Annotated in this window: 20 protein-coding genes and 1 pseudogene; 12 read left to right on the top strand and 9 right to left on the bottom strand. The window is 62.7% G+C overall.

The window, feature by feature from the left end; genetic code table 11:
- Positions 1 to 51: 51 nt before the first annotated feature.
- Entirely contained in the window at positions 52 to 720 is a 669-nt protein-coding gene (locus PSTU_RS0115055; RefSeq protein WP_019341855.1) for a TetR/AcrR family transcriptional regulator, read from the bottom strand.
- A gap of 132 nt (positions 721 to 852) precedes the next feature.
- On the opposite strand from PSTU_RS0115055, the gene PSTU_RS0115060 reads away from it, so the two are divergent.
- From PSTU_RS0115060 to PSTU_RS0115080, 5 genes are all read left to right on the top strand, one after another.
- Positions 853 to 2,283 carry a coniferyl aldehyde dehydrogenase gene (locus PSTU_RS0115060; RefSeq protein ID WP_019341856.1) on the top strand — a complete coding sequence of 477 codons (1,431 nt, stop codon included), beginning with the start codon at positions 853 to 855 and terminating at the stop codon, positions 2,281 to 2,283.
- Between the two features lie 25 nt (positions 2,284 to 2,308).
- A complete protein-coding gene (locus PSTU_RS0115065) occupies positions 2,309 to 2,845 on the top strand; it encodes a hypothetical protein (protein WP_019341857.1) in 537 nt (178 codons plus the stop codon).
- 42 nt (positions 2,846 to 2,887) lie between these two features.
- Positions 2,888 to 4,483: a GMC family oxidoreductase gene (locus PSTU_RS0115070; RefSeq protein ID WP_019341858.1), complete on the top strand. Its 1,596-nt coding sequence runs from the start codon at positions 2,888 to 2,890 to the stop codon at positions 4,481 to 4,483.
- A gap of 105 nt (positions 4,484 to 4,588) precedes the next feature.
- Positions 4,589 to 5,071 carry a pantetheine-phosphate adenylyltransferase gene (gene coaD / locus PSTU_RS0115075; protein ID WP_029404817.1) on the top strand — a complete coding sequence of 161 codons (483 nt, stop codon included), beginning with the start codon at positions 4,589 to 4,591 and terminating at the stop codon, positions 5,069 to 5,071.
- A 136-nt stretch (positions 5,072 to 5,207) separates the two neighbouring features.
- Positions 5,208 to 5,459 (top strand): YfhL family 4Fe-4S dicluster ferredoxin, encoded by a 252-nt coding sequence (locus PSTU_RS0115080; RefSeq protein WP_019341860.1) that lies wholly within the window; start codon positions 5,208 to 5,210, stop codon positions 5,457 to 5,459.
- Positions 5,460 to 5,672: 213 nt separating this feature from the next.
- Here the strand turns inward: PSTU_RS0115080 and PSTU_RS0115085 are convergent, their stop codons facing one another.
- The 3 genes from PSTU_RS0115085 to PSTU_RS0115095 form a co-directional block, all read right to left on the bottom strand.
- A complete protein-coding gene (locus PSTU_RS0115085; RefSeq protein WP_019341861.1) occupies positions 5,673 to 6,014 on the bottom strand; it encodes a hypothetical protein in 342 nt (113 codons plus the stop codon).
- Positions 6,015 to 6,129: 115 nt separating this feature from the next.
- Entirely contained in the window at positions 6,130 to 6,942 is an 813-nt protein-coding gene (gene mutM / locus PSTU_RS0115090) for a bifunctional DNA-formamidopyrimidine glycosylase/DNA-(apurinic or apyrimidinic site) lyase (protein WP_019341862.1), read from the bottom strand.
- A 58-nt stretch (positions 6,943 to 7,000) separates the two neighbouring features.
- Positions 7,001 to 7,864 (bottom strand): HDOD domain-containing protein, encoded by an 864-nt coding sequence (locus tag PSTU_RS0115095; protein WP_019341863.1) that lies wholly within the window; start codon positions 7,862 to 7,864, stop codon positions 7,001 to 7,003.
- Between the two features lie 118 nt (positions 7,865 to 7,982).
- On the opposite strand from PSTU_RS0115095, the gene PSTU_RS0115100 reads away from it, so the two are divergent.
- Together PSTU_RS0115100 and PSTU_RS0115105 are read left to right on the top strand one after the other, a co-directional pair.
- Positions 7,983 to 8,522, top strand: coding sequence for a type 1 glutamine amidotransferase domain-containing protein (locus tag PSTU_RS0115100; RefSeq protein ID WP_019341864.1), 540 nt, complete (start codon positions 7,983 to 7,985; stop codon positions 8,520 to 8,522).
- A 190-nt stretch (positions 8,523 to 8,712) separates the two neighbouring features.
- Positions 8,713 to 9,909 carry a class I SAM-dependent rRNA methyltransferase gene (locus PSTU_RS0115105; protein ID WP_019341865.1) on the top strand — a complete coding sequence of 399 codons (1,197 nt, stop codon included), beginning with the start codon at positions 8,713 to 8,715 and terminating at the stop codon, positions 9,907 to 9,909.
- A gap of 63 nt (positions 9,910 to 9,972) precedes the next feature.
- Here the strand turns inward: PSTU_RS0115105 and PSTU_RS20885 are convergent.
- A pseudogene (locus PSTU_RS20885) lies at positions 9,973 to 10,401 on the bottom strand (alpha/beta hydrolase); the annotation flags it as partial.
- Positions 10,402 to 10,781: 380 nt separating this feature from the next.
- Between PSTU_RS20885 and ilvD the strand changes: the two are divergent.
- Both ilvD and PSTU_RS0115120 read left to right on the top strand, forming a co-directional pair.
- Positions 10,782 to 12,620, top strand: coding sequence for a dihydroxy-acid dehydratase (ilvD, locus tag PSTU_RS0115115; RefSeq protein ID WP_019341867.1), 1,839 nt, complete (start codon positions 10,782 to 10,784; stop codon positions 12,618 to 12,620).
- Between the two features lie 141 nt (positions 12,621 to 12,761).
- Positions 12,762 to 14,150: a uracil-xanthine permease family protein gene (locus PSTU_RS0115120; RefSeq protein ID WP_019341868.1), complete on the top strand. Its 1,389-nt coding sequence runs from the start codon at positions 12,762 to 12,764 to the stop codon at positions 14,148 to 14,150.
- Here the strand turns inward: PSTU_RS0115120 and PSTU_RS0115125 are convergent, their stop codons facing one another.
- A complete protein-coding gene (locus PSTU_RS0115125; protein WP_019341869.1) occupies positions 14,151 to 15,269 on the bottom strand; it encodes an NAD(P)/FAD-dependent oxidoreductase in 1,119 nt (372 codons plus the stop codon).
- 102 nt (positions 15,270 to 15,371) lie between these two features.
- Here PSTU_RS0115125 and PSTU_RS0115130 point away from each other — a divergent pair, with 102 nt between their 5' ends.
- The gene (locus PSTU_RS0115130; protein WP_019341870.1) at positions 15,372 to 15,827 is read left to right on the top strand and encodes a metallophosphoesterase family protein; all 456 of its coding nucleotides are present in this window, start codon (positions 15,372 to 15,374) and stop codon (positions 15,825 to 15,827) included.
- Between the two features lie 4 nt (positions 15,828 to 15,831).
- On the opposite strand, the gene PSTU_RS0115135 is transcribed toward PSTU_RS0115130, so the two are convergent.
- Positions 15,832 to 16,539 (bottom strand): YitT family protein, encoded by a 708-nt coding sequence (locus PSTU_RS0115135; RefSeq protein WP_019341871.1) that lies wholly within the window; start codon positions 16,537 to 16,539, stop codon positions 15,832 to 15,834.
- A gap of 92 nt (positions 16,540 to 16,631) precedes the next feature.
- A complete protein-coding gene (locus tag PSTU_RS0115140) occupies positions 16,632 to 17,147 on the bottom strand; it encodes a dihydrofolate reductase (protein WP_019341872.1) in 516 nt (171 codons plus the stop codon).
- 154 nt (positions 17,148 to 17,301) lie between these two features.
- On the opposite strand from PSTU_RS0115140, the gene PSTU_RS0115145 reads away from it, so the two are divergent.
- A complete protein-coding gene (locus tag PSTU_RS0115145; protein ID WP_019341873.1) occupies positions 17,302 to 18,414 on the top strand; it encodes a glycerophosphodiester phosphodiesterase in 1,113 nt (370 codons plus the stop codon).
- Positions 18,415 to 18,499: 85 nt separating this feature from the next.
- Here the strand turns inward: PSTU_RS0115145 and PSTU_RS0115150 are convergent, their stop codons facing one another.
- The gene (locus PSTU_RS0115150) at positions 18,500 to 19,690 is read right to left on the bottom strand and encodes a CaiB/BaiF CoA transferase family protein (RefSeq protein ID WP_019341874.1); all 1,191 of its coding nucleotides are present in this window, start codon (positions 19,688 to 19,690) and stop codon (positions 18,500 to 18,502) included.
- Positions 19,691 to 19,906: 216 nt separating this feature from the next.
- Between PSTU_RS0115150 and PSTU_RS0115155 the strand changes: the two genes are divergently transcribed.
- The gene (locus PSTU_RS0115155) at positions 19,907 to 20,884 is read left to right on the top strand and encodes a Bug family tripartite tricarboxylate transporter substrate binding protein (RefSeq protein ID WP_019341875.1); all 978 of its coding nucleotides are present in this window, start codon (positions 19,907 to 19,909) and stop codon (positions 20,882 to 20,884) included.
- Positions 20,885 to 21,076: the final 192 nt, after the last annotated feature.

Here is a 21,076-nt window from a genome sequence, read left to right on the forward strand (position 1 = left end):
CCCTTCGTCAGCGCAGACAGGTTTTGTTCAGCTCGTAGACGCCGCGTTCAATCAGAGCAGTATCTGCTCGCTAGCGACAAAGTATTGCTCCTGCAGGGTGCGCACCACTTCAGCCGCGTCAGCGGCAACCAGGCCACTTTCCAGAGCCAGCACTTGATAGATACCACGCCGCAGGTGCAGCCGATCGAGCTGGCCCGAGCCCGCGCCAGCGCATGCGGTACCGAGGAAGCGCACCCAGGACGTCAGCACGATCCAGGCGTTAAGTGCTAGCGCGTCGATCTCCATTTCGTCAGCCAGCAATATGCCGGCCTCGACGAAACCCTGATAAATCCTGCGCGCGTGCTGCAAACAGCGACCCGCGAATAACCGGTAGCGCGCTGCGAGTTCGGGATCAGCACCCAGCAGGCCTTCGAGGTCACGATGAATAAATCCGTAGTCCCACATCGCATCAAGCAGCGCTTCGAGATAAAGCGCCTTGTCCTGAACTTGCATTTCCCGCTCCTGAGGCAGTCGCAGAAACTGGTCAACACGCGACTCATACTGCCCGAACAGCTCAGCGATGATCGCCTGCTTGTTGCGGAAGTGGTAGTAGAGGTTGCCCGGCGAAATGCCGAGATGGGCGGCGATGTGGTTCGTGGTCACGCTGCGTTCGCCCTGGGCGTTGAACAGCTCCAGGCTGGCCTGCAGGATACGTTCGCGGGTGCTTGGTTTCGGGGACATCGCGTAAAGCCACTTCGTCGTGCTTAGCCGGAGCGCAAAGGTAACCCGGCTGCCGTAGATGCGCACAGGTTTGACAGTTTAGAGTTTTTACTCTAGAAATCCTCACTCTGTCGCCTTTCCGGAGCATCGTTCATGCTTGCCGACGCCGTGTATTCGCATCCCACCCATCTCGAAACCGAGCGTTTACAGGCGCTGTTCGAGCGTCAGCGCAGTGCTTTTCAGGCCTACCCCAGCCCTACTGCAGCGGATCGCCTGCAGTGGCTAGAAGCGCTGTATGACTTGCTCGCCAGTCATCAGCAGCCGGTGATCGATGCCATCAGTGAGGATTTCGGTAATCGCTCGGCTGACGAGACTCGTCTCGCCGAGATCATGCCCAGCCTGCATGGCATTCGCCACGCCAAACGCCTCCTGCCGCGTTGGATGAAGCCTTCTCGGCGCAGTGTTGGGCTGGCCTTTCAGCCCGCCAGCGCCCGCGTCGTTTACCAGCCACTCGGGGTGGTCGGCATTATCGTGCCGTGGAACTACCCGCTGTATCTGGCCATCGGCCCGCTGATCGGCGCGCTGGCTGCCGGCAACCGGGTGATGCTGAAGATGAGCGAGTCGACACCGGTTACCGGCCAGCTACTCAAGGACTTGCTCGCGCAGATATTTCCAGAGGACCAGGTCGCGGTTGTCCTTGGCGAGGCGGACGTGAGCATTGCGTTTTCCAGGCTACCGTTCGATCACCTGTTGTTCACCGGCAGCACCAGCGTTGGCCGTCACGTCATGCGGGCCGCCGCAGAAAACCTGACCCCGGTGACACTCGAACTGGGCGGCAAGTCGCCCGCTATCGTCTCGAACGACGTGCCGCTCGCCGACGCTGCCGAGCGTATTGCCTTTGGCAAAACGCTCAATGCCGGACAGACCTGTGTCGCGCCGGACTACGTGCTGGTACCACGGCAGCGCATCGATGACTTTGTCGAGGCCTATCGAAAGGTCGTTCTGCGCTTCTATCCACAACTGGCAGACAACCCCGACTACACCTCCATCGTCAATCGGCGGCAGCATGCCCGGCTGCAAGGCTATCTGGACGATGCCCAGGCCAAGGGTGCGCGCGTGCTCCCACTGTTCACGCAGGGACAGGACCGGCGCATGCCGCACTGCCTGCTGCTCGACGTCACTGACGAGATGCAAGTCATGCTGGACGAGATCTTCGGCCCGCTGCTGCCGGTGGTGCCTTATGACGGGATCGATCAGGCCCTCGCCTATGTCAACGCACGCCCACGCCCGCTGGCGCTGTATTACTTCGGCTACGACCGCGCCGAGCAGCGCCGGGTGCTGCGTCATACCCATTCCGGCGGTGTCTGCCTCAACGACACGCTGCTGCATGTCGCGCAGGATGATCTGCCCTTTGGTGGCGTAGGCCCGTCAGGGATGGGCCACTACCACGGGCACGACGGATTCCTTACGTTCAGCAAGGCCAAAGGGGTATTCATCAAGCAGCGCTTCAATGCCGCCCGGATGATCTACCCCCCTTACGGCAAGGCGCTGCAGAAGCTGGTCTACAAATTCTTCGTGCGCTGAAAAAGCGCAATCGGTAACAACAACAATGACCAGTGCCGAGCGATCATTTTCCCGCCGTAGCCTTCTCAGAGTCGGGCTGTTTGGCAGCGCCGCTTTGGCCAGCGCCGGCCTGCTCGGCAGTTTGGCCGGGTGCCGAGCCGAGCAGTCAGCTGTGGGCTTCATTCAGTTGCGCGACAGCGACCTGCCGATGCTACAGCGCCTGACGCCAGTCCTGCTCGAAGGTGCCGTGCCGGAATCGAACATGCCCAGCGCCGTGCAGGGCACCCTGACGAGCCTCGATCAAGGGCTCGCCCATCTGTCGCCCGCCGTGTTGAAACAGGTGCAGCAGTTGTTTGATTTGCTCTCTCTTACCCTCACCCGCGGCCCGCTGACGGGCATCTGGGGCACCTGGGAACAGGCGCAGGATGGCGAGGTACAGGCGTTTCTACAGCGATGGGAGAACAGCTCGGTCGCACTGTTGCGCCAGGGTCATGCCTCGCTTCAGCAGATGATCCTGATGGCCTGGTATGGCCGACCGGAATCCTGGCGTCACTGCGGCTACCCCGGCCCGCCGGTTATCTAGCAGTGAATGCAGTGACCGCTCGACCGACTTGAGGAATTCGCAATGCCTGTTACCGACCCCTTTGCTGAAGGTATAGCTCGCGGCTGGAAGACCCATGACGGTTCGCAGCTCGAACGGGACCTTACACTCGACGCCGACATTGCCATCGTTGGCAGCGGAGCTGGCGGTGCCACAAGTGCCGAGCTCCTCAGCGCAGCCGGTTACAAGGTACTGCTGATCGAGGAAGGCCCGCTACGCAGCAGCCGCGACTTCGACATGCAGGAGCCGTCCGCCTACGCCTCGCTCTATCAGGAGGCGATCGGCCGCACCAGCAAGGACGGCGCCATCACCATCCTGCAAGGGCGCGCCGTCGGTGGCTCGACCTTGGTGAACTGGACATCGAGTTTCCGCACCCCAGCTGCCACCCTGGAGCACTGGGCTCGCGAACATTCGGTCAAAGGCCTTTCCGAGCAGTCCATGGCGCCCTGGTTCGAACGCATGGAACAGCGCCTGGGCATCGAGCCCTGGCCACTGCCGCCCAACGCCAACAATCAGGTGATCCGAGACGGATGCGATGCGCTCGGCTACAGCTGGGCGGTGATCCCGCGCAACGTGCGAGGCTGCTGGAACCTGGGTTACTGCGGCATGGGCTGCCCGACCAATGCCAAGCAGTCGATGCTGGTGACAAGTATCCCCGCTACGCTGGATTCCGGCGGCGAGCTGCTTTACCTCGCTCGCGCCGAACGCCTTGTTATGGACAAGTCGCGCGTCACCGCACTGGAGTGTCTCGCCATGGATGCGCGCAGCGTTGCGCCGACTGGGCACAAGATCCGCGTTCGTGCACGCCATTACATCCTCGCCGGCGGCGGGATCAACACACCCGCAATCCTGCTGCGCTCGGACGCACCCGACCCACATCAGCGCGTCGGAAAGCGTACCTTTCTGCATCTGGTCAATTTCTCCGCCGCCCAGTTCGAGCAGGTGATCAACCCGTTCTACGGCGCGCCCCAGTCGATCTATTCCGATCAATTCCAATGGGACGATGGCACCCGCGGCCGTATGTCTTACAAGCTCGAAGTGCCGCCCATCCATCCGGCCCTCGCCGCAACGCTGCTCGGCCGCGGCGGTATCGACAACGCGCTGCGTATGGAACAGCTGCCGCATACCAATGCCATGATTGCGCTGATGCGCGACGGTTTTCACCCTGACAGCGCCGAAGGCGAGGTTCAGCTGCGCAGCGACGGCACGCCCACGCTCGACTACCGGATGACACCCTATACCTGGGATGGTATCCGACGTGCTTATCACAGCATGGCCGAAATCCAATTCGCAGCGGGCGCCAAGACGGTTTTACCGCTGCACAGCGACGCAAGCCATGCAGCCACCCTCGAACAAGCGCGCCAGATGATCGATGGGCTGAGTCTGGAGCTGTATCGCACCCGTCTTGGCAGCGCCCATGTGATGGGCGGGTGTGCCATGGGCGAAGACCCGCGTCAGGCGGTCACTGACAGCCTTGGCCGGCATCATCACCTGGACAACCTGTCGATCCACGACGGTTCGCTGTTTCCCACCAGCATCGGTGCCAACCCGCAATTATCCATCTACGGCCTCGCCGCGAAGCTCTCGAGTCAATTGGCCGAACGATTGAAAAGTGCATGAACGGCTTCGTTGTGCTGGCACTCGGCAGCCATCCGCTTTGATGCTTTACGCTGCCGACACCGAGCCGCTACCATCCACCCCCCACGCATGCGTCAGGACGCCGCGATGAATCGAGTGCTGTATCCGGGAACCTTCGACCCGATCACCATGGGCCACACCGACCTGGTCGAGCGCGCCTCGCGCCTGTTCGACGAAGTCATCATTGCCGTCGCTGCCAGCCCCAACAAGAATCCGCTGTTCCCGCTGGAGCAACGCGTCGCACTGGCCAAGGAAGTGACCTCGCACCTGCCGAACGTCAAGGTCATGGGCTTCTCTACCCTGCTGGCGCATTTCGTCACCGAACAGAAGGCCAACGTGCTGCTGCGCGGCCTGCGGGCGGTTTCGGATTTCGAATACGAGTTCCAGCTGGCCAATATGAACCGCCAGCTCGTTCCGGACGTGGAAAGCCTGTTTCTGACCCCATCGGAAAAATTTTCGTATATATCCTCGACCCTGGTCCGCGAGATCGCACGGCTCGGCGGCGATGTCAGCAAATTTGTTCATCCCTCGGTGATGAAGGCGCTGACCGAGCGCTACGGCTCGCGCTGAAGCACCCAGCCTCTGCACGGCAAAGGCTTACCGACAGAAGTGATCACTGACGCGTGCACCGGGCGAGTCGATGCGGCAAAATTGGCGCGTCGTTTTTACCTGCGCTGCGGCAGATGCCGCAGCTGGAGCTAGCTGGATGTCCCTGATAATCACCGATGACTGCATCAACTGCGACGTGTGCGAGCCCGAGTGCCCGAACAGCGCGATTTCCCAGGGTGAGGAAATCTACGTCATCGATCCCAATCTCTGCACCGAGTGCGTCGGTCATTACGACGAGCCGCAGTGCCAGCAAGTCTGCCCGGTGGACTGCATACCGCTCGACGCGAGCAACGTCGAGAGCAAGGATGAGCTGATGCAGAAGTACATGATCATCACAGGCAAGGCCTGATTCGTCCTGCGACCTCACCCGAGCGGTGGGGTCGGCTTCCCCTCTCGCTTCGCATCCTAAAGAGTCCCTTACAGGCTGGCGCTTGGATCACAGGTTGCACCTGCCTGCAGGTCCTTCGAAAAATCGAACGCCAGAAACAACGCGGCTCCGCGCGCACTGAAGCGGCGGAGCCGTGGATAACGTTGTTGCGGTTCCGTCCTGCCGAACCCGAGATCAGTCCTGACGGTTGTAACCGACGCGGGTGCAGCCAAGGCAGCGGGCGAAAGCGGCGGCGCCCGGCTCGACAACCAGTGCACGACCGGTTTCCTTGATGCCGCCGCCCATTGCGGTAAATGGCAAGCTGACCACGAACAGACCTGCACCAATGGCGGTGGCGGCGATCAGCAGCGGACGGGCGATCAGCAGATCGCCAACGATGGAAAAGGCTTTCGGGGCTTCGACGGTGTACATCGGATCGCCACTGGCGTTCTGCTGTGCCGATTGCGCCTGCACGGGCATCGTCAGCAGACCTGTGGTCAGGGCCAAGACAACAGCAGTGGAGCGAAACAGATTCATGGTGTGGTCCTTCAGCTGGGCGATACGAGGCAGATGATTGTAGTGTCGGCCACTATAGCAGCGGCCGTTGCTTAGTGATCGTGAACAACGTCAACGCCTGCGCACTCAGGCGGTATCATCGCTGACAGCGCCCACAATAGACACTGGTGCGCTGACCGAGGCGAATTTCGCGCAGGGTCGAGCCGCAGGTCTTGCAAAACGCCCCGCCCCGACCGTAAACGAACAGTTCTTGCTGGAAATACCCGGGCTTGCCGTCGCCGCCGACGAAATCGCGCAGCGTGGTGCCGCCGCGTTCGATGGCGTAGGCGAGGATGCGCTTGATCTCCACGGCCAGCTTCATATAGCGCGCCCGTGACACTGCGCCGGCGGCACGCCGCGGATCGATCCCAGCGGCGAACAGCGCCTCGCTCGCGTAGATATTGCCGACACCGACCACCACCGCGTTGTCCATGATGAACGGCTTGATCGCCATGCTGCGTCCGCGCGACAGCTGAAACAGACGATCGCCATCGAAGTCATCGCTGAGCGGCTCCGGGCCGAGGCTGGCGAGCAGAACATGACTCAGCGGCTCGTCGCTCCAAAGCAGCGCGCCGAAGCGACGCGGGTCGGTGTAGCGCAGCGCCATGCCGGATTCCAGCACGATATCGACATGCTCGTGCTTGCCAACCGGCAGATCCGCCGGAACCAACCGCAAGCTGCCGGACATGCCGAGGTGTGCGATCAGGGTGCCGACTTCCGCCTTGATCAGCAGGTACTTGGCGCGTCGTTCGACCGCCTCGATCCGCTGACCGGACAGCCGCACATCGAGATCGTCCGGGATCGGCCAGCGCAGCCGTCGCTCGCGCACGATGACCTGACTGACGCGTTGGCCGACCAGGTGCGGCACGATACCGCGGCGGGTGGTTTCAACTTCTGGGAGTTCGGGCATCAGAGAAAATATGCAGAGTGGACCGGATGGCGACCTTAGCAGCTAACGCGCCGCCGGGTCAGCCGACGCCCAGCTCACGGATGATGTCGCGCTGACATTCGAAATCGTATCCCGAGAGACCAACATACTCGAGCACCAGCTGCGCAACCGCCTCCCATTCGTAGTCCTCCGGCTGCTCACCGAGCACCCGATGGCAGGCGCAAATGTGCTCAGCCATCTTCAGGATTGCCAATAGCGTCTTGATCTGCGGATCGCTCCACTCGTCGCTGAACAGGGCTATGGCGTTGTGGTGATTGGCGATGGCTTCGCACAGGTGCTGCGGCAGCTTCCAGGAGCGCGCGACGAAATAACCCACGACGGCATGGTTGGTATTGAGCACCCGATTTTCGATGTCGGTGATGCGCGTCTCCGGGCCTACGCTGGCGTAAGCCTCTTCCAGTACGTCCATATAGCCGGGGAAGCGGGTCAGCATCAACGGGATGCCGCAGTTGTGAAACAGACCGAGGGTATAGGCCTCATCAGGCGCCGGGTGACCGATGCGCTTGGCCAGCGCCAGACAGGTGCTAGCCACATCCTGGGCGGAATCCCAGAACCGATTGAGCGTGACGATGGCCGCATCGGTCAGCTCGCCGCGGATCGATTGCCCGTTGATCAGATTGATCACCGAACGGCAACCCAGCAAATTGACGGCCTGCTGAATCGAAGCGATGCGGTTGGCAAGGCCGAAAAACGGCGAGTTCACGGTTTTCAGCAAGGCTCCCGACAACCCCGGATCCTGGCTGATCAGCCGGGCAATGGCGCGCAGGTCGGGATCAGGCATGACCTGTTCCATCTGCAGATCAACCATGATCTGCGGCTGCGGTGGAACGCTGATCCCCTGCAGCACGCTGCGGATCTGCTCGTCGGTGAGTTCGATGGACATGTGAGCGACCCGTCTCGTGACTAGCACAAAGCCACTATAAGAAAGAGTGCGAACTTTGGCCGAGTTCATGGTCGGATTTCAAGTAGACCACCATGCAAACCGACGAGGAGGAAACGAAATGTCCGATTCGCTGAAAGGCAAACGCGTAGCGATTCTGGTAACCGACGGTTTCGAGCAGGTCGAGCTGACTGGCCCAAAGGAAGCACTGGAGAACGTCGGCGCGACCGCCGAGATCGTTTCGTCATCGAACGGCGAGGTCACCGGCTGGAACCACACAACACCGGCCACCAAGTTTCATGTCGACAAGACGTTCGACAGCATTCGCATAGAAGACTATGACGCCGTGCTGCTGCCAGGCGGCGTGGTGAATTCTGACACCATCCGCACTGACGAGATGGCTCAGGCGCTGGTTCGTGACGCGGCACGAGCGAACAAGACCATCGCCGTGATCTGCCATGGCGCCTGGCTATTGGCCTCGGCCGGCCTGGTCAATGGCAAGAAGATGACCAGCTGGCCATCGCTGACCGACGACCTCAAAAACGCCGGCGCCCAGTGGGTCGACGAGCAGGTCGTGGTCGACGGCCATCTGATCAGCAGCCGCAAGCCGGACGATATCCCGGCATTCAGCGAGGCGCTGGTCAAAGCCCTCGCCGCCTGACGCCAGCCTCGCCGCGCTGAGGCACCGCGAATGCGGTCGACCGAGACATGACCGGTGCCCTCTTTATAGCCACCTGCTGGAAGCAGCCGCGTGCAGCAGCGTTGGGCCAACCTGCTGCCCGTCCTGCATCCTGCCAGCGCTTTTATCAGCCCGCTCGCCTATAATCGCGCCCTTTTCCCGGAGCCTCCCGATGAGCCTGCCCAGCCTGCGCCTCAAAGCCAATGCCGACCGCCGCCTGCGCGCCGGCCATCTGTGGGTCTACAGCAACGAAGTGGATACCGCAGCCACCCCGCTGAGCAGTTTTGCTGCCGGTGATCAGGCCATTCTCGAAGCGGCTGGGGGCAAGCCGCTGGGCATTGTCGGCGTCTCGCCGAACAACCTGATCTGCGCCCGCCTGCTGTCCCGCGACCTCAAGCACAGCCTGGACAAGTCGCTGCTGGTGCATCGCATCCAGGTCGCCCTGTCGCTGCGTGATCGCCTGTTCGATCAGCCCTGCTATCGCCTGATATACGGCGACTCGGACCTTTTGCCGGGGCTGGTGGTGGACCGCTTCCATGATCATCTGGTGGTGCAGCTGGCTTCCGCCACCATGGAGCGCAACAAGGACGCCGTACTCGAAGCGCTGGTGCAGGTGCTCAAGCCGCGCGGCGTGCTGTGGAAAAACGATTCCAGCGCCCGCGACGCCGAAGGCCTTGAGCGCTACGTCGACACCGCCTTTGGCGTGGTGCCGGAATGGGTCGCGCTGGAAGAGAACGGCGTTAAATTCGAGGCCCCAGTGCTGCAAGGCCAGAAAACCGGCTGGTTCTACGACCACCGCATGAACCGCGCGCGCCTGGCGCCTTACGTCAAAGGCAAGCGCGTGCTCGATCTGTTCAGCTACATCGGTGGTTGGGGCGTGCAGGCCGCGGCCTTCGGCGCCAGCGAAGTGTTCTGCGTGGACGCCTCGGCATTCGCCCTCGATGGCGTCGAGCGCAACGCTGCGCTCAATGGCGTGGCGGAGAAGATGACCTGTGTCGAGGGCGATGCCTTCGAAGCGATGAAAGAGCTGAAGAACGCCGAAGAGCGCTTCGATGTGGTCATCACCGACCCGCCCGCGTTCATCAAGCGCAAGAAGGACATCAAGAACGGCGAAGCCGCCTACCGCCGCCTGAACGAAGCCGCCATGCGTCTGCTGAACAAGGACGGCATCCTGGTCAGCGCCAGCTGCTCCATGCACCTGGAAGAAGACAACCTGCAGAACATCCTGCTCGGCAGCGCGCGGCATCTGGACCGCAATATCCAACTGCTCGAACGCGGCAGTCAGGGGCCGGACCATCCGGTTCATCCAGCGATCCCTGAAACCCGTTACATCAAGAGCATCACCTGCCGGATCCTGCCCAACAGCTGATCCCGCCGCCAGGCAAACGGAGCCCTCGCACCAGGAACCTGTGCGAGGGCCTCGTCGGAGGCTTTATTCGATATCTTTTCGCTCCTCGGTCCACAAAACACTGGTGCACAACCCGCAGAAGCGACCATAGAAAGTGCTGCGGGCCGTTTCGTCTTCCATCAGGTGATAGCGGAACCAGGCGGTCGAGGGTCCGCGATAGGCCCCACCATCGCCGACCGGCTCGAAGTGGCTGACATAACGCCGTTCACCCCAGAACACCGGTACGTTGGCTCGCGTGTAGACCGGCTGAGCGTTGAGGTAGGGAAATGCGATGGTGTCACCGCCGCCTGACATCAGAAACATCGGACCCTGCTGATTTCCCTGGGAGGCCGAATCGTGGCCGAGGCCTATGGTGTAGGGCTGGATCGGCGCGGTCACGCTCACGCGCTCGTCCTGCCCGGCCATGATCGAACCGCCGCCGCCCTGGGAGTGACCGGACGTACCGACTCGGCCACAGCGGCCAGTCGGCCAGTCGGCCCGAAGCAACCCTAGCCAGCTCAAACCACCGCGCCACTGGAAGCACTCTTGCAGCGGACGAACGGCCGCACTACGTCCCGGCTGAATAACCCATCATTAGCTCTGGTGTTGATACGCCTGACTCAACGTAGGATGAGCGCCGGTAATCGTGCCGTTTGGCTCGCCAGAGGGAACGGGCGTAGAATCGGCCCCATTCCTCGCCATCACCCCCAGGCGGGCCATGAGCCCAGGCCGCCCGAGCGATACCCCGCCTCGATCCGGCCCCACCGCACGCACGGTCACCTACCGTTGCACGCGGCACTGGTGACGCTCACCATAAGCACTATTCGAATCGCTGATTAGCCGCAGGAACCGTCATGCCCGATTACCGCTCGAAAACCTCCACGCACGGCCGCAACATGGCTGGTGCCCGTGCGCTGTGGCGCGCCACCGGCATGAAGGACGAAGACTTCAAGAAGCCGATCATCGCCGTTGCCAACTCCTTCACCCAGTTCGTCCCTGGCCATGTGCATCTGAAGGACATGGGCCAGCTGGTCGCTCGCGAAATTGAAAAGCACGGCGGCGTGGCCAAGGAATTCAACACCATCGCGGTCGACGACGGCATCGCCATGGGCCACGACGGCATGCTCTATTCGCTACCCTCGCGCGAGATCATTGCCGACTCGGTGGAGTACATGGTCAACGCGCATTGCGCCGATGCCATCGTCTGCATTTCGAACTGCGACAAGATCACCCCCGGCATGCTGATGGCGGCGCTGCGCCTGAACGTCCCGGTGGTGTTCGTCTCCGGTGGCCCGATGGAAGCCGGCAAGACCAAGCTCGCCAGCCACGGCCTGGACCTGGTCGACGCCATGGTCATCGCCGCGGACGAAACCGCTTCCGACGAGCAGGTTGCCGAATATGAGCGCAGCGCCTGCCCGACCTGCGGCAGCTGCTCCGGCATGTTCACCGCCAACTCGATGAACTGCCTGGCCGAAGCCCTGGGCCTCGCGTTGCCCGGCAACGGCTCGACCCTAGCGACCCACAGCGACCGCGAGCAGCTGTTCCTGCGCGCCGGCCGTACTGTCGTCGAGCTGTGCCAGCGTTATTACGGCGAAGGCGACGAGTCAGTGTTGCCGCGCAACATCGCCAGCCGCAAGGCGTTCGAGAACGCCATGACCCTGGACATCGCCATGGGTGGCTCGACCAACACCATCCTGCATCTGCTGGCTGCCGCCCAGGAAGCCGAGATCGACTTCGACCTGCGCGATATCGACGCGCTGTCGCGCAAGGTGCCGCAACTGTGCAAGGTCGCGCCGAATATCCAGAAGTACCACATGGAAGACGTACACCGGGCAGGCGGCATCTTCTCGATCCTCGGCGAACTGGCCCGCGGCGGCTTGCTGCACACCGACGTGCCGACCGTGCACAGCAAGACCATGGCCGACGCCATCGCCCAGTGGGACATCACCCAGACTCAGGACGAGGCGGTACACACCTTCTTCAAGGCCGGCCCGGCCGGTATCCCGACGCAGACGGCATTCAGCCAGTCGACCCGTTGGGACACCCTTGATCTGGACCGCGCCGAAGGCTGCATCCGCAGCGTCGAGCACGCCTATTCGCAGGAAGGTGGTCTGGCCGTGCTCTACGGCAACATCGCGCTCGACGGCTGCGTGGTGAAGACCGCCGGCGTGGACGAGTCCATCCTGGTGTTCGAGGGCACCGCGAAGATCTTCGAAAGTCAGGACAGCGCCGTGAAGGGCATCCTCAATGACGAAGTGAAAGCCGGGGACATCGTCATCATCCGCTACGAAGGTCCGAAGGGCGGCCCGGGCATGCAGGAGATGCTCTACCCGACCTCGTATCTAAAGTCCAAGGGGCTGGGCAAGGAATGCGCCCTGCTCACTGACGGCCGCTTCTCCGGCGGTACTTCAGGCCTATCCATCGGCCACGCCTCGCCGGAAGCCGCCGCGGGCGGTGCCATCGGCCTGGTTCAGCAAGGCGACAAGATCCACATCGACATCCACAACCGCACCATCGAGCTGCTGGTCAGTGACGAAGAGCTGTCCCATCGTCGCCACGAGCAGGACAAGAAAGGCTGGAAGCCGGCCCAGCCACGTGCCCGCAAGGTCTCGACCGCGCTGAAGGCCTACGCCCTTCTTGCCACCAGCGCCGACAAGGGCGCGGTGCGCAACAAGGCGATGCTGGACGGCTGATCGGCATCCGCCTGTCGTTGCCATTCGCGGTCGAGACCGCTCCCACGGTTCGGGGAATACATGATCTGTGGGAGCGGCCTTGGCTCTGTCCGGACGGGACCGCGACCACGTAGAATCGCGCTCTTTTTCCAGGAGCATGCCATGAGCGCGCTGAAGTCTTCCCCCGATGAGCTTCGTAACGATCTGGTCTACGGACTCGATGACCGGCCCCGTCCCTGGATCGCCTTTCTCGCCGCCCTGCAGCATCTGCTGGCGATCATCGTGCCGATCGTGACGCCGGGGTTGCTGATCTGTCAGGCCATCGGCGTGTCGCCGCGCGACACCAATATCATCGTTTCCATGTCGCTGGTGATTTCCGGCATCGCCACCTTCGTCCAGTGCAAGCGCTTCGGCCCGCTGGGTGCCGGGCTGCTGATCGTGCAGGGCACCAGCTTCAACTTCGTCGGCCCGCTGATTGCCGGTGGCGTGCTGATGGTCAAGCAGGGCACGCCGGTGGAGACGGTAATGGCGGCGATCTTCGGGGTCGTCATCGCCGGGTCTTTCATCGAAATGGGTGTCTCGCGCGTACTGCCGTTCATCAAGCGGCTGATCACGCCGCTGGTGACCGGCATCGTCGTGCTGATGATCGGCCTGACGCTGATCAAGGTCGGTCTGATCAGCATGGGTGGCGGCTTCGCAGCCATGGGCGACGGCACCTTCGCCAGCCGCGAAAACCTGCTGCTGTCTGGTGTCGTACTGGCCGCGATCATCGTACTCAACCGGTTGCCGGTGGTGTGGCTGCGCAGCTGCGCGATCATCATCGCGCTGGCCATCGGCTACGCATTGGCCGCCTACCTGGGTCGTCTGGACTTCACCGGCATGCGCGAAGCCGAGCTGTTCGAGGTGCCGATGCCGTTGCACTTCGGCCTCGGCTTTTCCTGGAGCCTGTTCATCCCGATGGTGGTGATCTACTTGGTCACATCACTTGAAGCCATCGGCGACATCACTGCCACCAGCAAGCTTTCTCGTCAGCCAGTGGAAGGCCCGCTATGGATGCAGCGCATCAAGGGCGGCGTACTGGTCAACGGCGCTAACTCTCTGCTGGCGGGCTTTTTCAACACCTTCCCGAGCTCGGTATTCGCGCAGAACAACGGCATCATCCAGCTCACCGGCATTGCCAGCCGCTACGTTGGCATGTGGATCGCGGTGATGCTGGTGATTCTCGGACTGTTCCCGCCAGTCGCTGGCGTGCTGCAGGCGGTGCCCGAGCCGGTGCTCGGCGGTGCCGCCCTGGTGATGTTCGGTGCAGTAGCAGCAGCCGGCATCAACATCCTCGCGGGTATCAAGCTTGATCGCCGGGCGCTGCTGATCATCTCGGTCTCGCTGGCGCTGGGCCTGGGCTTTTCCCAGGTGCCGGAGTTTTTGGCAAACCTGCCGGTCGCGCTGCGCAACGTGCTGGAATCCGGCGTGGCGACCGGCGGCATCTGTGCCCTGGTGATGAACTGGTTCCTGCCCGAGCTGCCGGCCAGCGCTGAGCAGGACCCGGCCTGATCAACCGGCACGCGGGTCGTCGGCGAGGCGCTGGCAGACGTCCTCGGCAATCGCCAGGGCGGCAGTCAGCCCTGGTGATTCGATGCCGAACAGGTTCACCAGTCCGGCGATTCCATGCTGGCCCGGTCCGTCGATGCGAAAGTCCGCGGCAGGCTCGCCAGGCCCGCTGATTTTCGGGCGAATGCCCGTGTAGGCCGGCTGCAGCGCGTCGTCGGGCAATTGCGGCCAGTAACGCCTTATCGCGGCGTAGAAGCGCTCAGCGCGGCTTTCATCCATTGTGTAATCGAGGCTGTCGACCCACTCGACATCAGGGCCGAAACGCGCCTGCCCGCCGAGGTCCAGCGTCAGGTGCACGCCCAACCCGCCCGGCTCGGGAAGCGGGTAGACCAGATGTTGGAATGGCGTGGCAGTGGCCAGGCTGAAATAGCTGCCCTTGGCGAAATAGCGCCGCGGCACCATTTCCGCAGGCAACCCTTTGGTGCGCGCCGCAATCGCAGGAGCAGCGTGGCCTGCGCAACTGATCAGCGTCCTGGCGAGCAAGGTCATTGGCTCAGCCCCGCCGACTTCCAGTTTCAAACCATGATCCATCACCTCGACCGCCTCCACTGGCGCCAGCAAAGCCAGTAGCGCGCCGGACGCCTCGGCGTCGCCTTGCAGCGCCAGCATCAAGGCATGGCTGTCGACGATCCCGGTGCTGGGCGACAGCAGGCCGGCCACGGCATTGAGCTGCGGCTCCAATGCCTTCACCTCGGTGCCATCGAGCCGCTGCAGATCGTCTACACCGTTGGCCAGAGCGTGTGCCTGTAACGCGTCGAGCCCCACCAGCTGCGAATCATCGGTGGCGACGATCAGCTTGCCGCAGCGCCGGTAAGGAACGCCGTGGCTGTCGCAGAACGCATAGAGGGCATCCCGCCCCGCTACGCACAGCCGCGCCTTCAGCGAACCTTGCGGATAGTAGATGCCGGCATGAATGACTTCGCTATTGCGCGAGCTGGTACCCGTGCCGATGGCGGCCTCGGCTTCGAGTACCAACACCTCACGTCCGGCTTGCGCCAAGGCGCGGGCTACCGCGAGCCCTACCACGCCGGCACCGATCACGACACAATCGACCTGTTCCATTCCCGTCCCCCTTCGATTAAGCGAGCGCCAGACTGCCGCAAGATCGAACCACAACCAAGCCTCGCTTGCCCAATACTCAGACCTTCTTGAAACGGAGCCACTATGCGCATCGGCGTCATTTCAGATACTCACGGCCTGCTGCGCCCTGAAGCCCTGGCTGCCCTGGAAGGCTGCGAGCGCATCATCCATGCGGGCGACATTGGCAAACCCGACGTACTGGACAGGTTGCGCGAGCTGGCGCCGCTCGACGTGATCCGAGGCAACGTCGACAGCGGTGATTGGGCCACGGCGGTTCCGGAGCACCTTGACCTGGAAATTGGTGGGCTACGTGTTCACGTCACCCATGACGTCAAGACGATGGGCATCGACCCGATTACGGAGCAGGTCGACGTAGTGATTGCCGGGCATTCGCACCAGCCCAAGATCGAGCAGGTCAACGGCGTGCTCTACCTCAATCCAGGCAGCGCAGGCCGCCGCCGCTTCAAGCTACCCATCAGCCTGGCGCTGCTGGATATCGAGGACGGCCAACCGCGCGCGCAGCTGGTGACGCTGGGTTAAGCGCTCAGCTGACGCCCATGTAGCGGTCGGTGCGGTGATTGATCGCCAGTACCAGATTTAGCGCCACGGCGCCAAGCACCGACAGTGCAACCTTTTCCGGCGGCACGATGAACACCGCCATCAGAACGATCAGCGCGTCGATGCCCATCTGAAAGGTGCCAGCGCGTAGACCGATGCGCTCCTGAAGGAATAGCGCAAGGATATTCACCCCACCGAGGCTGGCGCGATGGCGGAACAACATCAGCAAGCCGATGCCCATGGCAACGCCACCGAACAGTGCCGCGTAGTAGAGGTTCAGGTCGGCAAAACGCACCCAGTGCGGCGTCAGCTCGGCCAGCAGCGACACCAACCCCACCGCGACGATGGTGCGCAGCGTGAAGCTCCAGCCCATGCGCCAGATGGCCAGCAGGTAGAACGGAATATTGAGAAGGAAGAACACCAACCCGAAGGGCCAACCGGCGAAATACTTCAGCAGGAAGGCCAGGCCGACCGTGCCGCCCGTAAGCAGTCCGGCGTGGCTGTAAAAGGCGATGCCCAACGCCACCATCGCGGTGCCCAGAAGCAGCGCAAGCGCATCCTCCCAAAGCGGGTGGCGGACGAGTAACGCCGCAATGGTTTCCGCCTGGCCCCCATTTGCGCGTTCAGCCTCACGCGGCCTGGCGTTCGCGTGCGCTTGGTCACGTTGCGCTGCGCTCGGCTTGTCGTTCTGCATGAAAGGTGTCTCGTGAAAGCGGAGGGACAGCATAGAAGCTGACGCCAGGCGAAAACTTGGCGTCGGTCAAGGAAAGCCCAGGGTTTTTCGGCTCAGCGCCGCTGCCAGGTCTCGAAGCGGTAAGCCGGCGCTGCACCTTCGGCAGGATGTGGCTGGTTGTCGACGCGCTCCCATTCGGCTTCGTCATAGACCGGGAAGAAGGCATCACCCGCGGGATTGGCTTCGATGCGGGTGAGATAGAGCCGCTGCGCCTGACCCAAGGCCTGGGTATAGAGCTGCGCGCCGCCAATCAACATCAGCTCCTCGACGCCCTGCTCGCGCGCCCACTGCTCGGCGCGAACCAGCGCAGCGTCCAGCGTGGTGAAGGTCTCGGCGCCTTCGAGTTGCAGATCAGGTTGGCGACTGACCACCAGATTGAGCCGCCCCGGCAGCGGGCGGCCAAGCGAATCCCAGGTCTTGCGACCCATGATGATCGGCTTGCCGAGGGTCATGGCCTTGAAGTGCTTGAGATCGGCGGGCAGATGCCAGGGCATGGTGTTGTCCAGCCCAATGACGCGGTTATCCGCGAGGGCCGCGATCATTGCGAGGGGAAGAGAGGTCTGATTCATGGCGGCGAGGATAGCAGAGCGCCCGCCAGGCAGTCAGCGCCGCCAAAATACACGTCAGCATCATCGAACGGTCATATCCGGTTTACCGAAGCGTCAAGCTGTCGTCATCGTCAGGCTTCAGGCTGACCGCTCCCCTTCCATGGAGACGCCCGCAATGGCCCGCCACAGCCGCACAACCCTGCGCCATCTGTTCGCCGCCTGCAGCCTGCTGCTGCCGATCGCCGCGTTTGCTGCCACACCCGATGCTTCGGTTGCTGCCAAGAACGGTCGCGACGAACCCCACCCGCTGGTCATCGCCCACCGCGGCGCCAGCGGCTATGTGCCGGAGCACACGCTCGCTTCCTACGCGCTGGCAATCCTGCAGGGTGCCGACTACGTCGAACCCGATCTGGTCATGACCCGCGACGGCCAACTGGTGGCCCGTCACGACAACGAGCTGGGGCTGACCACCGACGTGTCGCAGCGACCCGAGTTTGCCGACCGCAAGCGCACCCAGATGGTCGACGGCGTGAAGCTCACCGGCTGGTTCAGTGAAGACTTCACCCTGGCCGAGCTGAAGACGCTGCGCGCCATCGAACGCATCCCCACGGTTCGCCCGGGCAATGCTCGACTCGACGGCAGCCTGGAAATCCCGACGTTGCAGGAAATCATCGATCTGGTGAAAACCATGCAACTGAGCGAGCGCCGCCGCATCGGCCTGTATCCTGAAACCAAGCATCCGACGCACTTCCAGCAGCTCGGCCTGGCTATGGAAAAGCCGCTGGTCAGCATTCTCCATCGTAACGGCTACGCGGGCCGTAACGCGCCGGTCTACATTCAGTCGTTCGAAGTGGAGAACCTGAAGACCCTCAGCGGTCTGACGCAGCTGCGTCTGGTCCAGCTGTTTGGCGGCGGTCAGCCCTACGACCAGCAGGCACGCGGCAGCGACCTGACCTACGCGCAGATGGCAACGGCCGAAGGACTCAAGGCGATCTCCCGTTACGCGGCGGGCGTCGGCCCGGAGAAGAGCTACATCATCCCGCGTGACGCCAACGGCAATCTCGGCCAGCCCACCGACTTCGTGCCGAACGCCCATGCGGCGGGTCTGAAGGTGCATCCCTATACCTTCCGCGCCGAGAACGTATTTTTGCCGACCAACCTGCGCAAAGGCGACTCACCAGCCGAGCGCGGCAATGTCGAGGCCGACATCCAGGCCTTCCTCGACGCCGGCATCGACGGGCTGTTCGTCGACCAGCCGGATATCGCCGTAAAAGTACGCGAACAGTAACGCCCAGCAGCCTTCGCCCGGTCAGGATGGCCGGGCATTTATACCTCCGAATTGTTATGCGAGGGATCGGTGCCGGGTGTGCAAATCAGCCGATCACGCCAGCCTTGTGCAGTTCGGCCAGTTCAGCTTCGCTTTTGCCGAGCACACGGGTGAGCACGCTATCGGTGTGCTGACCGTGCAACGGCGGCGCCTTCGCTTCGACCGTCGGCGTCCGCGAGAAACGCAGCGGGCTGCGCACCATGCGCACCTCACCCGCCACCGGATGCTCGGTGCTGAGCACCAGGCCACGGTAGCGTGCCGTTTCCGATTCAAGCGCCTGCGCCACATCCTTGACTTCGCCGACCGGAATCGCCTGCGCGCGCAGGGCTTCGATCAACGCCTCGCTGGACCACTGCGCAAACGCCTGCTGCAACAGCGGAATCAGCAGCTCGCGATGCTCGGTGCGGCCCTTGTTTTGGGTGAAGCGCGGATCACTGTGGAGCTCAGGACGCTTGAGCACCTCCAGGCACAGGCGCCGATACTGCTCGTCGTTGCCCACGGCCAGGGCAATGCTGCCGTCCGCGGTGTTGAACAGCTGGTAGGGCACGATGCTGGCGTGGGCGTTGCCGTAGCGCTGCGGCACCTTGCCGGTATTGAGGTAGCCGGAGGCGACATTGGCCAGGAAATGCAGCGCACTGTCGGACAGGGCAATGTCCACCGACTGGCCGAGCCCGGATTTCTCGCGCTCATACAGCGCCGCGAGGATGCCTTGAACCGCGTTCATACCAGTGACCAGATCGATAAAAGCCACGCCCAGGCGCATCGGCTCGCCCTCTTTCTCGCCCGTGATCGACATGAAGCCACTCTCGGCTTGAATGATGAAGTCGTAGCCGGGACGGTTCTCCATCGGGTTGCCGCGGCCGTAGCCGGTGATCGAGCAATGGATCAGCCGTGGATTGACCGCCGCCAGTGTTTCGTAATCCAGCCCGAGGCGCTTGAGGCTCGCCGGCAGAAAGTTCTCGACCACCACATCGGCCTGCGCAGCCAGATCGAGGATCAGCTGACGGCCCTCGGGCTTGCGCATATCCACCACCAAGCTCTGCTTGGTGCGGTTGGCACTGAGGTAGTAGGTGGAAATCCCTGCTTTGGCGGGCGGCATCCAGCTTCGGGTGTCATCACCTTCCAGGCTTTCGATTTTCCACACCTCGGCGCCGAGATCGGCCAGCGCCATGGTCGACCAGGGCCCGGCGAGAATGCGCGTCAAATCCAGCACCTTGATGCCTTGCAGAACGCTCATCGGCACCTCCTTTTTATTAAATGAATGGACGATGGAATCGAAACTGGCGCAAGCGGGTCGAAACCACAACAGATGGGCCGCAAACATCTGTGCGATTACCGAACCGGTTTTTCGTTCGGCATGGGTTAGCCCGCGTTCGATCCTTTAAGGTGTCGGGGTCGTCTGGATGCCGACCGGCTGCATCGCCTCAACAATTACAAGAATGAGAACATCGCCATGCCCCTGACTATGAAGCGCACCTTCAGCCTGCTCCTGCTAGCTGCCACGCTCCCCCTTGCCTCGCTGACCCAGGCTGCCGATTGGCCGACCGACACCGTTCGCCTGGTGGTGCCCTATGCGCCGGGCGGTACGACGGATGTGCTGTCGCGCAAAGTCGCCGATCTCTTGCAGCAACAGATCGGCACGGTGGTCGTCGAGAATCGGCCGGGCGCCGGCTCGACCATGGCCACCGGACAACTGGCCCGCGGTGGACGCGGCGCGGATCACACCATCCTGATGGCGTCTCCGGGGCATACCATCGGCCCGGTGATCTACAAGAAGCTGCCCTACGAGCCGGTAAAAGACTTCAAATTCATCCGCAACATCATCGAAATTCCCAACGTCATGGTGGTACCGGCCGACAGTCCGTACAACTCGGTAGAAGAGTTCATCGACGCGGCAAAGACCAAGGAGATGACCTTCAGCTCTGCCGGCATCGGCAGCTCGATCCACATGTCCGGCGAGCTGTTCAAGACCATGACCGGCATCAAGATGACCCACGTGCCCTTCCGCGGTAGTGGCGAAGCGCTGCCGGCGTTGCTCAGCGGCGACGTCGATGTCTCCTTTGAAAACATGCCGACCGTGCTCTCCCACATCCAGTCCGGCAAGCTCAAGGCGCTGGCCGTGACCTCGAAAGAGGCCTCGCCCTATCTGCCCAATGTCGAGCCGCTGTCGAAGGTCGGCGCGGACCTGGGCCTGGGTGATTTCGTCACCACCGCCTGGTTCGGACTGATCGCCGACGATCAGATGTCCGACCAGGCCGTCGAGACGCTGCAGACCGCGCTGGACAAGGTCATGGACGATCAGGGCTTCAAGGATTTCGCCGCACAGATCGGCGGAGAGCCCGCGACCGAGGAAGGCGATAGCTTCCGCGACTACGTTGCTGAAGACGTTCAACGCTGGCAGCGCGTCGCAGGCCAGGCCGAGCTGAACTGATCGGAGGCGCGCCATGACCACAGACGCCGCGGCAGGCCGCCCGCGCTGGGCCAATCTCAACACATGGCTGGGCGTGTTCTGGCTGGTTGCGGCACTGGTGTTTTTGTTCTACATGGTGCCGAACCATATCGACGAAGCCCCCATGGTCGACAACCCTATGCAGTCGCCACGCTGGTTACCCAGCGTGGCGGG

Origin of the sequence: Stutzerimonas stutzeri SDM-LAC (assembly GCF_000235745.1) — a bacterium.
Taxonomy (GTDB): domain Bacteria; phylum Pseudomonadota; class Gammaproteobacteria; order Pseudomonadales; family Pseudomonadaceae; genus Stutzerimonas; species Stutzerimonas stutzeri_H.